General features: G+C 64.0%; 13 protein-coding genes. 6 read left to right on the top strand and 7 right to left on the bottom strand.

Annotation, left to right across the window (positions count from 1 at the left end):
- The first annotated feature begins 76 nt into the window (after positions 1-76).
- On the top strand, positions 77-511 hold the full coding sequence (locus FJ979_RS07145; protein WP_140496589.1) for a hypothetical protein: 435 nt from the start codon (positions 77-79) through the stop codon (positions 509-511).
- A gap of 126 nt (positions 512-637) precedes the next feature.
- Entirely contained in the window at positions 638-1,297 is a 660-nt protein-coding gene (locus FJ979_RS07140) for a response regulator transcription factor (RefSeq protein WP_140513279.1), read from the top strand.
- A 173-nt stretch (positions 1,298-1,470) separates the two neighbouring features.
- On the opposite strand, the gene FJ979_RS07135 is transcribed toward FJ979_RS07140, so the two are convergent.
- Positions 1,471-4,977: a PAS domain-containing hybrid sensor histidine kinase/response regulator gene (locus FJ979_RS07135; protein ID WP_140513281.1), complete on the bottom strand. Its 3,507-nt coding sequence runs from the start codon at positions 4,975-4,977 to the stop codon at positions 1,471-1,473.
- Between the two features lie 222 nt (positions 4,978-5,199).
- Between FJ979_RS07135 and mscL the strand changes: the two genes are divergently transcribed.
- Together mscL and FJ979_RS07125 are read left to right on the top strand one after the other, a co-directional pair.
- On the top strand, positions 5,200-5,622 hold the full coding sequence (gene mscL / locus FJ979_RS07130; RefSeq protein ID WP_140496583.1) for a large conductance mechanosensitive channel protein MscL: 423 nt from the start codon (positions 5,200-5,202) through the stop codon (positions 5,620-5,622).
- Positions 5,623-5,732: 110 nt separating this feature from the next.
- Positions 5,733-6,899, top strand: a complete 1,167-nt coding sequence (locus tag FJ979_RS07125; RefSeq protein ID WP_140580376.1) for a pyridoxal phosphate-dependent aminotransferase — start codon at positions 5,733-5,735, stop codon at positions 6,897-6,899.
- A 74-nt stretch (positions 6,900-6,973) separates the two neighbouring features.
- On the opposite strand, the gene hemA is transcribed toward FJ979_RS07125, so the two are convergent.
- Positions 6,974-8,251 carry a 5-aminolevulinate synthase gene (hemA, locus tag FJ979_RS07120; protein ID WP_140523996.1) on the bottom strand — a complete coding sequence of 426 codons (1,278 nt, stop codon included), beginning with the start codon at positions 8,249-8,251 and terminating at the stop codon, positions 6,974-6,976.
- A gap of 276 nt (positions 8,252-8,527) precedes the next feature.
- On the opposite strand from hemA, the gene galE reads away from it, so the two are divergent.
- Both galE and FJ979_RS07110 read left to right on the top strand, forming a co-directional pair.
- Complete coding sequence (galE, locus tag FJ979_RS07115; protein ID WP_140496575.1) at positions 8,528-9,523, top strand: UDP-glucose 4-epimerase GalE; 996 nt, start codon at positions 8,528-8,530, stop codon at positions 9,521-9,523.
- 106 nt (positions 9,524-9,629) lie between these two features.
- Positions 9,630-10,880, top strand: coding sequence for a D-amino acid dehydrogenase (locus FJ979_RS07110; RefSeq protein ID WP_140496573.1), 1,251 nt, complete (start codon positions 9,630-9,632; stop codon positions 10,878-10,880).
- Positions 10,881-10,896: 16 nt separating this feature from the next.
- On the opposite strand, the gene FJ979_RS07105 is transcribed toward FJ979_RS07110, so the two are convergent.
- The 5 genes from FJ979_RS07105 to FJ979_RS07085 are packed head-to-tail and all read right to left on the bottom strand — an operon-like array spanning position 10,897 to position 16,094.
- A complete protein-coding gene (locus FJ979_RS07105) occupies positions 10,897-12,273 on the bottom strand; it encodes an FGGY-family carbohydrate kinase (protein ID WP_140557652.1) in 1,377 nt (458 codons plus the stop codon).
- A complete protein-coding gene (gene rhaM, locus FJ979_RS07100) occupies positions 12,270-12,587 on the bottom strand; it encodes an L-rhamnose mutarotase (protein WP_140496569.1) in 318 nt (105 codons plus the stop codon). Before rhaM ends, FJ979_RS07105 begins: the two co-directional genes overlap by 4 nt.
- A complete protein-coding gene (locus FJ979_RS07095) occupies positions 12,587-13,582 on the bottom strand; it encodes an ABC transporter permease (RefSeq protein WP_140580374.1) in 996 nt (331 codons plus the stop codon). Before FJ979_RS07095 ends, rhaM begins: the two co-directional genes overlap by 1 nt.
- The gene (locus tag FJ979_RS07090; protein ID WP_140564780.1) at positions 13,579-14,556 is read right to left on the bottom strand and encodes an ABC transporter permease; all 978 of its coding nucleotides are present in this window, start codon (positions 14,554-14,556) and stop codon (positions 13,579-13,581) included. Before FJ979_RS07090 ends, FJ979_RS07095 begins: the two co-directional genes overlap by 4 nt.
- The gene (locus tag FJ979_RS07085; RefSeq protein ID WP_140580372.1) at positions 14,553-16,094 is read right to left on the bottom strand and encodes a sugar ABC transporter ATP-binding protein; all 1,542 of its coding nucleotides are present in this window, start codon (positions 16,092-16,094) and stop codon (positions 14,553-14,555) included. The genes FJ979_RS07090 and FJ979_RS07085 overlap by 4 nt, the downstream gene beginning before the upstream one ends.
- Positions 16,095-16,132: the final 38 nt, after the last annotated feature.

Below are 16,132 nucleotides of genomic sequence, written 5' to 3'. Positions count from 1 at the left end.
GGAAGGCCGTGCCAAGCGTCTTCCCCATTTCCGGCGCAAACATGCGATATCTCAGGCTTTGGCCATGGAGGACAACATGCGTCTGCAGCACATCTTGATCCCCGCCGCGCTCGTTTCGCTGGTCGCGGCGTCCGCCTTTTCCGAGGAGACCGACCGCTATCGTCTGGAGAAATCCGCCAACGGCTATGTCCGCATGGACACGCAGACGGGCGCGATGTCGATCTGCGAGGAGCGTTCCGGCCAACTCGTCTGCAAGATGGCGGCCGATGAACGCGCTGCCTTCCAGGACGAGGTCGATCGCCTGCAAACTTCGATGAAAGCCATGGACGAGCGCGTCACCAGGCTCGAGAATTCGCTCTCGGCCCGCCTCGAATCGACATTGCCGAGCGAGGAGGATTTCAACAAGACGATGAGCTACATGGAGCGTTTCCTGAAGGGCTTCATGGGCATCGTCAAGGATATGGACAAGGACAGCGGCGACGGCGCCAAACCCAACTCGCAGAAGACCTGAAGACAGGCCGTCTGGGGAAATCCGGTGCGCCGGCTTTGCTGCTTGAAAACAGCGCGAAGCGCCTCATAATCGTTGCATCAGGTCCCGAGAAAACAGAAGACCATCAAGGGATCCGGGGAGGGATATTTGCCATCAGGCTATTCTTTCGTCATCGCCGACGATCACCCGCTGTTTCGCGGTGCGTTGCGCGAAGCGCTTGCCGGCATCGGCAATGTCACCGCTATTCACGAAGCCGGCGATTTCGAAAGCGCCAAGGCGCTGGTCGTGGCCAACGAGGAGGTCGATCTGGTGCTGCTCGACCTGTCGATGCCGGGCGCGAGCGGCCTTTCCGGCCTGATCTCGTTGCGCGGCATCCATCCGGCGGCGCCGCTGGTGGTGGTCTCCGCCCATGACGACCCGGCGACCATCCGGCGCGCGCTCGACCTCGGCGCGTCCGGTTTCATCTCCAAATCGGCCAGCATGGAGGAAATCCGCGACGCCGTGCGATCGGTCCTTGCGGGCGATATCGCGGCACCGGCCGGCATCGATCTCGGTGTCGAGCGCGATCCCGAAATATCGGACCTGATCAAGCGCTTGCAGGCGCTCACGCCGCAGCAAACCCGCGTGCTCGGCATGCTGGCGGAAGGCCTTCTCAACAAGCAGATCGCCTATGAGCTCGGCGTCTCAGAGGCGACGATCAAGGCGCATGTCTCGGCGATATTGCAGAAGCTCGGCGTCGACAGCCGCACCCAGGCGGTGATCCTGCTGTCCAAGATCGGCAGCGATCCGCTGCAGCCGGTGAGCTGAGCGCCCGAACCTGGCGGATGGTTATGCGGATGTCGGCCCGGCGACCAGTTTTTCGGAAACGCCTCGCCCGTCGGCAGAGATAGAAGCCATGCCGATGCGATGGCCGACATGTTTTGCGCCTATCTCGAAGCCTGGGCGCCGTCGGCGGGGCCGAAATGAAGCAGATCTGACAGTTACTCCGCCGCCGGCGCCAGCGGCCTGACCCTGGCCATCATCGAGCGCAGCACGGCCGGTTTGAGCGGCTTGTTGATCACCGGGACGTCGAGCCCGGCCGCCGCCGTGCGTACCTCGTTGGAACGGTCGGCGGTGACCAGCACGGCGGGCAGGTCGTCGCCGTGGATCGCTCGCAGCCCGACGATGGCGTCGAGGCCGGTTTCGCCATCGAGATGATAGTCGGCAAGGACAATGTCCGGGCGGCGGATCGCGATATCCAGGTTCGTTGTGCCGGACACGGTCTCGACGGCGCAGCCCCAGCCTTCGAGCAGCAGCCGCATGCCTTCGAGGATGCGGGCGTCGTTGTCGATACACAGCACGCTCAGTCCGGCCAGCGAAGCCGCCGCGCGGGCCGGCGCCCTGGTTTCGACCTCGCGTTTCGGTTCCTGCACGGCCGCCACCGGCAGGATGACGGAAAAGCGCGTGCCCTTGCCCGGATTGGAGAAAATACGGATCTCAAGCCTCAGCACCCGCGCGATGCGATCGACGATCGAAAGGCCGAGGCCGAGGCCTTCGGCCTCGCGCGCGCCTTCGTCCAGCCGGGTGAATTCGCGAAACACCGTGTTCAGCTTGTCGCCGGCAATGCCGATGCCAGTGTCGATCACCTGGATTTCCGCCAGTTCGCCGCGCCGCCGCACGCCAACCAGGATGCGGCCGTGACGTGTGTATTTGATGGCATTGGAAACGAGGTTCTGGATCAGGCGGCGCAACAGGTTGCGATCCGTCATCACTGTCAGCGACGAGGGCATGATCGTCAGCTTGAGTTGCTTTTCCGCGGCAAGCGGCCGGAAATCATTGCCGATCTGGCGCAGCAATGCGTCTAGGTTGAAGGCCGTGTCGTCCGGTTTCATGGCACCGGCATCGAGGCGGGAAATGTCGAGCACGGCGCCCAGAATGGTCTCGACCGATTCCAGCGAGGAGTCGATGTTGACCGCGGCCTTGCCGGCCGGGCCCTTGCCGGCCTTTTCGATCAGCGACGAGCAGTAGAGCCTGGCGGCGTTGAGCGGTTGAAGGATGTCGTGGCCGGCCGCGGCGAGGAAGCGCGTCTTGCCCAGATTGGCCTCCTCGGCAAGCATCTGCGCCTGCGCCAGTTCCTCGTTGACCCGGGTCAACTCCTCGTTGACCCTGGTCAGTTCGATGGTGCGGGTCTTCACCCGCTGTTCCAGCGACTCGTTCGCCCGCTTCAGCGCCAGGTCCTGCTCGACGCGGCCGGAAATGTCGGCATAGGTGGCGACGATGCCGCCGTCCGGCATCGGGTTGGAGCGCAGCTCCAGGATCCGGCCGCTGGTCTTCAGTTCCATCTGCCAGGGGCTGACGAAGCTGGTCAGCCGGTTGAGCATCGTCACCCGCTGGTCGGTCGGGATATCGCCGCGCTCCGCCAGATGGCGCAGGATCTGGTCGAGCGAGACGCCGACCTGGCCCATGTCGTCGGGCAGGTCGAACAGCTCGCGGTACTGGCGGTTCCAGCAGATCAGCCGGAAATCCCGGTCGAAGACGGTGATGCCCTGTTCCATCTGGTCGAGCGCGATCTGCAACAGGTCGCGATTGTGTTGCAACGCTTCCGTGGCGTCGTCGAGCAGCCGGAAGGCATCCCTGGATTCGCGGTCGTGGCGGCGAAACAGCAGCGACAGGATCAGCCGCGCCGACGAAGAGCCGACGGCGCTGGCCAAAAGCTGCTCGGAAAAGCGGATGACGTCCATGCTGGCTTGCTCATTGCCATGCAGGATGACGTTGGTGGTCTTTTCGAAGGACTGGAACGACCGCTCGGTGCGCTGCACGCCGAGATAGCGCGCGATGGTGTCCTTCAGGTCGTTGACGGTGACGGCGGTGCGGAAACGGCGCAGGCTGGGCATCGGCCCGGCTTCGCGCGGCACGAAGATCGACGCCTGGATGCGCTCCAGCGGCACCGCGGCGCGTGACAGCGAGCCCAGTACGAAAAACAGTGCGTTGATCGACAGGCTCCACAGCACGCCGTGGTTCAACGGCTCCGCAACGGTGCCGAACAGCGCCTGCGGCCGCAGCGCTTCGAAGCCGAACAGGCCATGCACCAATATGCCGGTTTCGGGCGCGACGAGCGATGGCAACAGCAGCGTGTAGCCCCAGATCAGGATGCCGGCGACCATGCCGAGGGCCGCGCCCCTGCCATTGGCGCCGCGCCAGATCAGCCCGCCGATCAGCGCCGGCGCGAATTGCGCGATCGCCGCGAACGACATCAGGCCGATCGACGACAGCCGCGCGCTGTCGGTGCTCTCGCGGTAGTAGAGGAAGGCGATGAAAAGCATGATGAAGATCGATGCCCGCCGCACGTTGAGGATGAGCGTCGACCAGTCCTCGTTTTCGGAAGACGTCGTCCTCAGCAGCCGCCGCACGAACAGCGGGATGATGAGGTCGTTGGAGATCATGATCGACAGCGCCACGCTCTCGACGATGACCATGGCGGTGGCCGCCGACAGGCCGCCGATGAAGGCAGCCATGGCCAGGAAATCGTGACCGCCGAACAAGGGCAGCGACAGCACATATAGGTCGCTGCTCGTCTTCGTGCCGACCAGCGACAGTCCGGCGAAGGCGATCGGCAGCACGAACAGGTTGATCGTCACCAGATAGAGCGGAAACACCCATGTCGCGGTGCGCAGTTCCGCCTCGCTGCGGTTCTCGACGATGGTGACGTAGAATTGCCGGGGCAGAAGGATGATGGCGAAGCCACTCAGGCAGGTCAGCACCAGCCAGGTGGCGAGTGACGTCGAATAGCTCATCGCCTGCCGCACCTGGCCGTTTTCGGCCAGCTTGCCGAACATGTCGCCGGGCCCGCCGAAGATCAGGAAAGTGACCATCAGGCCGATCGCCAGGAAGGCGGCAAGCTTGACCACGGTTTCGACCGCCACCGCCAGCACCAGCCCGTCCTGGTGCTCGGTGGCGTCGGCGTGGCGCGTGCCGAACAGCACCGCGAACAGCGCCAGCAGCATGGCGACCACCAGCGAGATGTCGCTGACGAAAGGATCGAACGAGGGCGGCGAGCCGGTGTAATGCTCGACCATCAGGCTGACGGAACCGGAGATCGCCTTCAGCTGCAGCGCGATATAGGGCACCGCGCCGATGGTCGCGATCAGCGTGGCGATGGCGGCCACGGTGAAGCTCTTGCCATAGCGCGCGCCGAGGAAGTCGGCGATCGAGGTGATCTTCTCGGTCTTGGCCAGCCGCACGAGACGGTTGAGCAAGGGAAAACCGAACACGAACACCAGCACCGGGCCGGTATAGATGCCGAGGAACTCCAGGCCGCGCTCGGAAGACAGGCCGACAGAACCGAAAAACGTCCAGGAGGTGCAATAGATGGCCAGGCTGAGCGCGTAGATGAACGGACGTGCGCGACCGGGCCCGGAGCTGGCCGAGCGGCGGTCGCCAAGGCTGGCGATGGCGAACAGAAGCGTCACATAAGCGATCGCGATGACAACGATGAACAAGCCCTGCACGGCTCGCGCTTCCTCCCTGGCCGGCTCGACGCCCGCTCACCGCACGCAACCACAGCTTGGAAGCTGAGTCCATCGCGGCGTTCGGCGCATGGACGTCTGATGATGCGGGTAAAAACAAACCGGTGCCTTGGCCCTTTTTCCGGTTTTGCAACCGGAGGTTTTTGCTATTGTGGGCTTGGCCGGCGCTGGAGAACGCGGCCGATCATGGCAAGGAGGGTCGAAATGCTGAAAGAATTCCAGGAATTCATTTCCAAGGGCAATGTGATGGACCTGGCCGTCGGCGTCATCATCGGCGCTGCTTTCGGCAGGATCGTCGATTCCCTTGTCAACGACATCATCATGCCGATCGTGGGCGCGATTTTCGGCGGGTTGGACTTCAACAACTACTTCTTCGGACTGTCCTCGAACGTCCACTCGGGCACGCTGGCGGAGGCAAAGAAAGAGGGCGCCGTCTTCGCCTATGGCAGCTTCATCACGGTCGTGCTGAACTTTCTCATCCTCGCATTCATCATCTTCTTGATGGTCAAGGCGGTGAACAACCTGCGCAGGCGCCTGGAGGCCGAAAAGCCCGCGCCTGCCGCCGCGCCGCCGCCTGCCGATGTGCAGCTTCTGACCGAAATCCGCGATCTGCTTGCCAGGAGATAGAGACATCAGGTTCTTCTGGACCAAAACCCCGGTCGTTCACGGCCGGGGTTTTTTGCTTTCGCCCGTAGTAGAACAGCCGGCATGCTATCCCTGTTCGAACGGACCTGCCCATGACCCTGATCCAGAACCTGCGCCCCGAGGCCTTGGCTGCGCCCGAAAGCGGTATCGTCGCCGTCGTCAACTATGGCAGGCTGCGCGACGGCTTGATCCCGCTCTGGGCCGGCGAGGGCGATCTGCCGACGCCGTCCTTCATCACCGATGCCGCGTCGAAAGCGCTGGCCGGTGGCGAGACGTTCTACACCTGGCAGAGGGGCATCCCCGATCTGAGGCAGGCGCTTGCCCGCTATTACCACAGGCATTTCGGCAAACACTTCGCCGAGGACGAATTCATCGTCACCGGCTCGGGCATGCATGCGATCCAGCTTGCGCTCGACGCGCTCGCCGGTGCCGGCGACGAGGTGATCTATCTGTCGCCCGCCTGGCCGAATTTCGACGCCGCCGCCGCCATCGCCGGTGCCGTGCCGGTGCCGGTCACGCTCGATCAATCCGGCAATGGCTGGTCGTGCGATGTCGAGAAGATCGCGGCCGCCATCACGCCCAAGACCAGGGCGTTGTTCATCAACACGCCGTCCAATCCGACCGGCTGGACCGCCGACCACGAGACTTTGCGCGCCATTCTCGATCTCGCCCGGGCAAATGGCCTTTGGATCATCGCGGACGAGATCTATTCGCTGTTCCACTATGGCCAAGGCCGCGCGCCGTCCTTCCTCGACATCGCGACCGCAGAGGACCGCATCCTGTTCGTGAACAGCTTCTCCAAGAACTGGGCGATGACCGGCTGGCGCGTCGGATGGATCAAGACCCATCCGAGTTTGCAGCAGGTGTTCGAGAACCTGATCCAGTATTCGAATTCAGGTGTCGCCCAGTTCATGCAGCGCGGCGCGGTCGCGGCGCTCGATGAAGGCGATGTCTTCGTCGCCGAACAGGTGGAGAGGGCAAGAAAGGCGCGCGATCTGGTCTGCGGCATTCTCGGCGCCACCGACCGCGCCCGGTTCACCGTGCCGCAAGGTGCTTTCTACCTGTTCTTCAGGGTGGACGGCATCACCGATTCGCGCAGCGCCGCCTTCGAGATCGTCGACAAGGCCAATGTCGGCCTGGCGCCGGGCACGGCCTTTGGCCCAGGCGGCGAAGCCTTCCTCAGGCTGTGCTTCCACCGCCGCCTCGACCAGCTCGAGGAGGCGGCGCACAGGCTGGCGAAGTGGATGACGACTGTTTGAGAGGTTGATGACGCCCGAATTGAAAGTCGCTCCGGCGCCCCAGACGGCCGCCGGAGTGGAGTTTCAAACGGGTTTCAGCCGCCTGACTTGGGCACCAGCAGGGGAATGATCCGGTCGGTCTTGGCCACGGAAGGTCGTCCTGCTGAACCATAGGAAATGCCGAGCGCGTCCCAGGTCTCGACCAGGGCGTCCTGCAGCTCGGCGATCAGCGCATCCGAATGGAACGGCGTCGGCGTGATGCGCAGCCGCTCCGTGCCGCGCGGCACGGTCGGATAGTTGATCGGCTGGATGTAGATGCCGTGCACGCCGAGCAGCCGGTCGCTTGCCATCTTGCAAAGCTCGGGGTCGCCAACCAGCACTGGCACGATGTGGGTCGCCGAGTCCATCACCGGGAGGCCGGCGGCGGAGAGGATCTGCTTGGTCCGCGTCGCCTGCTGCTGCTGGGCGTCACGCTCGGCCTGCGAGCGCTTGAGATGACGGATCGAGGTGGTGGCAGCGGCGGCGATGGCCGGCGGCAGCGCGGTGGTGAAGATGAAGCCCGGCGCATAGGAGCGCACGGCGTCGATGACAGCGCTCGTGCCGGTGATGTAGCCGCCCAGCGTGCCGAAAGCCTTGGCGAGCGTGCCCTCGATGATGTCGATGCGGTCGGCGAGGCCTTCCCGCTCGGTGATGCCGCCGCCGCGCGGACCGTACATGCCCACGGCGTGGACCTCGTCGATATAGGTCATGGCGTTATAGCGCTCGGCGAGGTCGACGATCTCTCTGATCGGCGCGATATCGCCATCCATCGAATAGACGCTCTCGAACACGATCAGCTTGGCGCGTTCGCGGCCCGCCGCCTGCAGCAGGCTTTCCAGGTGCGCGACATCGTTGTGGCGAAAAATCTTCTTTTCCGCGCCCGAGCGCCGCACGCCTTCGATCATCGAGGCATGGTTCAACTCGTCCGAGATGATCAGGCAGTTGGGCAAAAGCCGCGCGATGGTCGAGATCGAGGCCTCGTTGGAGACAAAACCGGAGGTGAAGACCAGCGCGGCTTCCTTGTCGTGCAGGTCGGCGAGCTCATGCTCGAGTTCGACCAGCGGATTGCTGGTGCCGGAGATGTTGCGGGTGCCGCCGGCGCCCGAACCCATCCGGCCCGCCGCGTTCTGAAACGCTGCGATGACATCCGGGTGCTGGCCCATGCCGAGATAGTCGTTGGAGCACCAGACGGTGATTTCCTCTGCGCGGCCGTTGGCGCGCCAGATGGCACGCGGAAATTTGCCCGCTATGCGCTCGAGGTCGGCAAAGACGCGGTAGCGTCGTTCCGCATGGAGCTGGTCGATCGCGTCCTCGAAGAACCGCTGATAATTCATGTCGGCTTCCCAGTTTTGCGCTGGATCATAATCATTGCCCGATTGGCCGTCCACCGGCCCGTTTTGGTCAAAATGCCACGCCCCGCACCTGTTCCTAACGAGGGGCGGATCATGGCCTATTTCCTGGCGATAACGGCCTGTAGGGCGCTTTTGTTTCGGCATGATGCCATATGCCGGCCAAGTCGGTTACGCAGGGTTTTATTGGTCATGGGGCGGGCTTTCCAGTAGAGCGGTATTGAGACAGTTTCCGATAGATCTTGAATGCGAGGACGCGGAATGACGGTTTTGGTGACGGGCGGCGCCGGTTATATCGGCAGCCATATGGTCTGGGAATTGCTGGATGCGGGCGAAAGCGTGGTCGTTCTCGACCGGCTTTCGACCGGTTTCGAATGGGCGGTGGCACCGGAGGCAAAGCTGGTCGTCGGCGATGTCGCCGACAAGGAATTGGTCGGCTCCATCATCCGCGACAACAATGTCGATGCGATCATCCATTTTGCCGGCTCGATCGTCGTTCCCGAATCCGTCGCCGATCCGCTCGGCTACTACGAGAACAACACCTGCAAGACGCGCACGCTGATCGAAACGGCGGTGCGCGAGGGCGTGCCGAACTTCATCTTCTCCTCGACAGCCGCCGTCTATGGCGGCGCTGGGCTGGAACCGGTGCGCGAGGATGCCCGCCTGGCGCCGGAATCGCCCTACGGCCTCTCCAAGCTGATGAGCGAATGGATGCTGCGCGATGCGGCGATCGCGCATGGCCTGCGCTACACGGCGCTGCGCTATTTCAACGTCGCGGGCGCCGATCCCAGGGGGCGCACCGGCCAGTCGACGCCGGGCGCCACGCATCTGATCAAGGTCGCTTGCGAGACGGCGCTCGGCAAGCGGCCGTTCATGCAGGTGTACGGCACCGATTATCCGACGCCCGACGGCACCTGCATGCGCGATTATATCCATGTCAGCGACCTGGCCGCGGCGCATCGCCTGGCCCTTGAGCGGCTGCGCGCCGGGGGCGCGAGCCTCGTCGCCAATTGCGGCTACAGCCACGGCTACTCGGTGCTGGAGGTGATCGAGAGCGTGCGCCGCGCCTTCGGCCATGATTTCGAGGTCAGGACGGGCGAGCGCCGCCCCGGTGACGCCGCCGCGGTGGTTGCCAATTCCGATCTCGCCCGGACGGAACTCGGCTGGACGCCGCAACGCGACGATCTCGACCAGATCGTTGCAGATGCGCTCGCCTGGGAGCGTATCCTGACGGGGAAGAATTCCGCACGCGGTTGAGCGGGTTTTCCCAAGGGCTCGCAAGCCGCTCCGCGAAGCGCTATGGAAGCGTTCGCGGAGGGTGCGGAAGCGCGCTGCCCGGTTCGACCTTTTTTGGGGGGACGACATGAAGATAACGGTGCTCGGGGCCGGCGTCGTCGGCACGGCGGCCGCCTACTATCTGGCGAGCGACGGCCATGAGGTCACCGTCATCGAGCGTCATCCGGCGCCGGCGCGGGGCACCAGCCAGTCGAATGCCGGGCTGGTGTCGCCGGGCGATGCCACCGCCTGGGCTTCCCCGGCGGCGCTGAAGACCTTCCTGCGCGGGCTCTACAACCACGATCTCGGCATCAAGGTGCGACTGCGCTTCGATCCCTATTTTCTCGCCTGGAGCCTGCGCTTCCTGCGCCAGTGCACGGTGGCGCGCCTGCGCGCCAACACCGACATCAAGCTGCGGCTCGCGCTCTATTCGCGCGACTGCATCAATGCGCTGTCGGAGGCGACCGGCATCCACTATGACGAGCGCAAGAAGGGCATCCTCTACTTCTTCCGCTCGCAGAAGAGTCTCGACACCGGGACCGACAATTATCGCTATCTTGCCGAGCATGGCTTGCCGATCGAGATCGTCGGGCGCGACCGGCTGGTCGAACTGGAGCCGGGGCTTGCCGGGGTGAAGGACAAGATAGCCGGCGGGGTTTATTCGCCCACTGACCAGACTGGCGATTCCAAACTGTTTGTCGACAGGCTCGCCGCCTATGCGACCGAGAGGCTTGGCGCCGAGTTCCGGTTCGGCACCACGGTCGAAGGTTTCGATATCGAAGGCGACAGGGTGCGGGCCGTCATCACCTCGTCAGGCCCGGTGGCCGGCGATGCGGTTGTCATCGCAATGGGCCCGGAAAGCGGCCTACTCGGCCGCCGCTACGGCATCGACCTGCCGGTTTATCCGGTGAAAGGCTATACCGCGACGATCCCCCTGGAGGACGAAAGCAAGGGGCCGACTATGGGTGGCGCCGACGAGGACCGGCTGATCGGCTATTCCAGGCTGGGCAACCGCTTGCGGATGTCCTCGACGGCCGAGTTCACCGGCTTTGACCGAAGCTTCAAGCCCGCTGACTTCAACACCATCATCAGCACCGGCAAGGATCTTTTCCCTGGCGCCTTCGACGAGAAGAAGGCCATGTTCTGGGCGGGCCTGCGGCCGATGATGCCCAATTCCGTGCCGGTCATCGGCCGGGCCCGCTACAAAAATCTCTATCTCGACACCGGCCACGGCCATGTCGGATGGACCATGGCCTGCGGCTCGGGCAAATTCCTCGCCGACCTCGTCGCCGGCCGAAAGCCCGAAATCGATCCACAGGGGCTGGTCTATGAAGATTAGGCAAGCGGATCCGTAGTTAGCCCCGCCCTTCGACCGCCGCACGCCAGGTGCTTGCATAATCCGTCAAGGCGGGGTCGACCGGCGGTTCTTGTCTCAAGCCCTTGCCATGCGCCTCAGCCTTGTCCGATGCCAGCAACGCGGCGCCGATGCTGGTGCCGGTCGCGGCTTCGGAGGCGACGACGCTTCTGGCGGTCGCCGCCGCCAGCATGCCGACAAAGAGCCGGTTGCGGGCGAAAGGGCCTTCGACAATGGTCGGGCCGTCGGCGCCGATCAGATCGAGGCAGGTCGCCGACATCAGCGCCAGATAGAAAGAGATGGCGGCAAAGCGCTGGCCGCTATTCATGCCGTCAGCGTTGAGCCACGCCGCCGCATGATGCGGGAACGGTCCCGACCCCTGTTGTGTCGATGGCAGCAGCAGCGTCCTTTTTGCCAGCACGGCCCCGACATCGTCTTCGGTCCAGTTCTCCGGCTGATCATCCGTCAGCACGGAAAATTCGCGGCCGCCCATGAAGCGCGCCGATGGCACGGGATCGCCCAGCGCGTTGACGTTGACCAGCGTATCACGCGCCGGATCGAGCGCCACCGATCTGCCGCTGACCGACATCGACACCACCCAGGTGCCGGTCGAGACGACGCTGAAAGGCGGCGCGTCGGCGAGAAGATGCGGCAACAGCGAGGCGTTGGAATCGTGCAGGCCGCAGAACACAGGCGTCCGCGGATCGAGCCCCGTTCGCTCGGCAAGCGCCGGCAGGAGCGGGCCGAGCCGGTCCCTTGCCGGCCGCACCGGCGCCATCAACGCGCGCCAACCGAGGCGGTCGATCATTGCCGAAAAATCCGCTTTCCACGGGTTCCACAGATCGGTGTGGCAGCCGAGCGAGGTCACCTCGTTGGCGGCGATGCCGGTCAGCCGCAGCGCCCAATATTGGGGATACATCAACATCGCCGTTGCCCTGGCGAATTCCGTCGGAAAGCGCTTCTGCTGCCAGAAGAATTGCGCGCCGAGATTGAGGCCGAGCGGCAGCCGCGGCGTGCCGGTTTCAGCGAAGGGCGGACGGATCGCGTCATACTCGGCCGCGAGTTCCTCGGGGCCGTCGAATTCGTAGTCGAGCACGGGCAACACCAGTTCGCCGGAGGCCTCAACCAGAGCGCCCGTCGCGCCATGGGTAGTGATCGAAACGGCGTCGATGGTCTGTTCGCGGTTGAGATCGGCAAGACTGTCGAGGATGAAGGCCCACAGCGCCTCGACGTCGTGATGCGGGTAGCGGGCTTGCCGCACCGGCGCGTTCGCCACTCGGCGCAGCGAGACCTCGCGCAGCGTGGCGAGGTCGACCAGCGCCACCTTGGCGTTGGTCTTGCCGATGTCGATGACGGCGATGTGGCGCGGGGCACTCATGCCATGTGGAACATGGTTTCCAGGGGCACGGCCACCGGCTCATTGTCAGGCCTGGTCTCCATGAGGTCGGCCATGTCTGCCCACCAGCGCTGCATCACCGGATGCTTCGGCAGGTCGGCCATGCCATGGTCGTCCCGCCGCCACAGCACGCCGAACAGGATGTTGGTCTCCTCGTCGAGATGGATGGAATAGTCGGAAACCCCGGCCTGCTTCAACAGCGCGACCAGCGATGGCCATATCTCGTCGTGACGCTTCTTGTATTCCGCCTTCATGCCGGGCTTGAGCATCATCTTGAACGCGTATTTTTCGGCCATCAGCGTCCCCCGCGCAGCCGCCGCCAGACGATCGGCAGCGCGATGACGATGATCAGGAGCAGGCCGATGAAGATCGACATGACGATGCCGGGCACGTTGAGCAGGCCGAGCCCGAAGGTCACCAGCCCCATGATGAAGGCGGCGAGCACGACGCCGACAATGCTGCCTGCGCCGCCAAGGATGCTGACGCCGCCAAGCACCACCATGGTGATGACTTCCAGCTCATAGCCCTGCGCGATCGAGGGACGGGTCGAACCGAGCCGGGAGGTGATCAGCACAGAGGCGATGCCGGACATCAGCCCGGTCAGGCAGAACAGGATGAACTTGATGCGGCCGACACGCACGCCGGAAAACTGTGCCGCGACCGGATTGTTGCCGATGGCGAAGACGCGGCGGCCGAAACTCGTGCGGTGCAGCACGAACCAGTAGACGACGGCGGCGATGAGAAAGAGCACCAATTCGAACGACACCACCCACCGGACGTAACCCTGGCCGAAGAAGGCGAAGCTCTCGGGATAACCCTTGTAGGCCTGGTCGCCGAGGATGATGAAGGCGATGCCTCGAAACAGGCTCATCGTGCCGATGGTGACGACGATCGAGGGCAGGCCAAGCCTCGTGACCAGCAGGCCGTTGAAGGCGCCGCAGCCGAGCCCGACGACGATGCCGATCGCCACCAGCACCGGCGTTCCGGCGCCGGCCTGCACCGCCATGCCCATCATGGTCGAGGCCAGCGCGATGATGGCGGCGACCGACAGGTCGATCTCGCCCGAAATGATCAGCAGCGCCATGGCGAAGGCGATCAGGCCCTTCTCGGTGAAGTTGAAGGTCAGGTCCGACAGCGAATAGGGGTCGAGGAAATAGGGCGAGGCGAAGCTGTTGATGGCGAAGATGGCGAGGGTCACCACGACCAGCAGCGCTTCCCAGGAAAAGATCGCCGAACGAAACGGCTTGTCGAGCCGGTCCGGAATGTGGCGCGGGGCAGGGACGTCGCTCATGCCGCCTCCATTTTTCTCAGGATGATGCGGCCCTGCTGGCGTTCGCCGCGCGCGTTGAGCACGACGGCGAGGATGATGGCGCTGCCCGAAATCGCCATCTGCCAGAAGGGCGAGATGTTGATGACCGGTAGCGCGTTGGAGATGATGCCCAGGAACAGCGCCCCCAACACCGCGCCCCCGACCGAACCGATGCCGCCGGCAATCGAGATGCCGCCGATGACGCAGGCGGCGATGATGTTGAGCTCGTAGCCATTGGCGACCTCGACCGAGGCGATCACGTAGCGTGAGATCCAGAGATAGCCGGCGAGCCCGCCGATCATGCCGGAGATGCAGAAGACGATGAATTTCGTCCGCCCGACATCGATGCCGGCATAGACCGACGCCGTCGGATTGACGCCGATGGCATAGATCGAGCGGCCGAGCGCGGTGCGCGTCATCAGGATGAAGAACAGCGCGATGACCAGAATGGCGATCCAGGACAGCACCGGAATGCCGAGTAAGGCCGCGCGTTGGAAGCCGATGAACTCGGGGCTCATCTTGTCGGCATTGACCCAGGCGCCGCCGGAGATGACGAAGGTGGCGCCGCGATAGATGGTCAGCGTGCCCAATGTCACCACGATCGAGGGGATGTTCAGCCGCCACACCAGAAGGCCGTTGATGGCGCCGAGCACCAGACCGACGACCAGGGCAATGACGATCAGCAGCGGGATCGGGATCGCCGGGTGAGCGGCGTTCAGCATCGCCACCACCATGCCGGTAAAGCAGAGGTTCGACGCCATCGACAGGTCGATCGAACGGGTCAGGATGACCACCATCTGCCCGAGCGCCAGGATCATCAGGATCGAGGTGTCGTTGAACACCTGGCGCAAATTGCCGGGGTCGGCGAAGGCGGGAAAACGCGTCGAGATCAGCCCGATCAGCACGACGATGGCCGCCAGCAACCAGATTTCGCGATATTTCAGCAAAGTTTTCATGCCGCGATCCCCGCCGCCGTCCGGACCAGCGTCTCGGCGTCCAGTCCGTTGTTGTCGTAGACGGCCGCGACAAGGCCCTCGCGCATGACGACGACGCGGTCGGACATGCCGAGGATTTCGGGCAGCTCCGACGACACCATGATAACCGACAGGCCTTGCGCCACCAGCTCGGCCATGAAGCCGTGCACGGCGGCCTTGGAGCCGATGTCGATGCCCTTGGTCGGCTCGTCCAGGATGATGACCTTGGGCGTGGTCGCCAGCCATTTGGCAATGACGATCTTCTGCTGGTTGCCGCCCGACAGCGTGCCGACATCCTGGCTGAGCGAGGAGGCCCTGAGGTCGAGCCGCTCGGTGTAGGAGCGGGCGAGCGAAAATTCCTCCGCCAGCCGCAGCACGCCGGATTTGGAGGTGCGTGCCAGCGACGGGAGAGAAACATTCTGGAAGATGGGCAGGCCGATCACCACGCCTTGCTTGCCGCGTTCCTCCGGCACGTAGACGATGCCGGCCTCGATCGAATCCGCCGCCGATTTCGGCACGATCGACTTGCCGTCCAGCGTGATCGTGCCGCCGGAGGTGCGAGTGATGCCTGAAATCGCCTGCATCACCTCGCTGCGGCCGGCGCCCACAAGACCGTAGAAGCCGAGAATCTCGCCCTTGTGCAGCTCGAAACCGATGTCGTTGAATTCGGTGGGGTGCGACAGGCCGGAGACCGACAGCACCTGCGCGCCGATCTCGGCCTTGCGCTGTGGAAAGATGTGATCGACCGCACGGCCCACCATCATGCGCACGATCTGGCTCTGGGCGGCATCCTTGATCAGCCCTTCGCCGACCATCTCGCCGTCGCGGAACACGGTGTAGCGGTCGGCGATGCGGTAGATCTCGTCGAACTTGTGGCTGATGAACAGGATCGCCTTGCCTTCGCTCTTGAGGAACTCGATCAGCAAAAAGAGCTCTTCGATCTCCCTCATCGAAAGGGCGGCCGTCGGTTCGTCCATGATGACGATCCGCGCGTCGATCGACATGGCCCGCGCCACGGCAACGAGATGCTTGTTGGCAATGCCGAGGTCCTTCAGCCTTGCATCGGCGTCGATATGGCGGGCATGCATGGTGTCGAGCACTTCGCGCGCATTTCTGCGCATGGTGCGCCAGTCGATGGTGCCAAAGCGGGTGCGCGGCGCATGGCCGAGAAAGATGTTTTCGGCGACAGTCAGATCGTCGAACAGCACGGTTTCCTGATGGATGGCGGTAACGCCGTGGCCGAAGGCGGCGTGCGCGCTGGGCAGGGTGACGTCCTGCCCGTCTATGCTGATCGTGCCCGCATCGGGCTGGTAGATGCCGGTCATGATCTTGACCAGCGTCGACTTGCCGGCGCCGTTCTCGCCGATCAGCGCCGTCACCTGGCCCGGATAGAGCGAGAGGCTGACATTGTGCAGCGCGCGCACGCCGGGAAAGCTCTTCGAGATGCCGGACAGCGTCAGGCGCGGCGTGGAGGCCAGGGGCCCGTCCTTCACCGTGCCGTGTTGGGCTGTCGTGTCCATGGTCGTATCAAGCCCTGAAACAAGGTGCGTTTGAAGTT

The organism is Mesorhizobium sp. B1-1-6 (assembly GCF_006443035.1).
Taxonomy (GTDB): domain Bacteria; phylum Pseudomonadota; class Alphaproteobacteria; order Rhizobiales; family Rhizobiaceae; genus Mesorhizobium.
The sequence above is the reverse complement of the archived record's forward strand: the minus strand, read 5'-3'. Positions and strand labels throughout refer to the sequence as shown.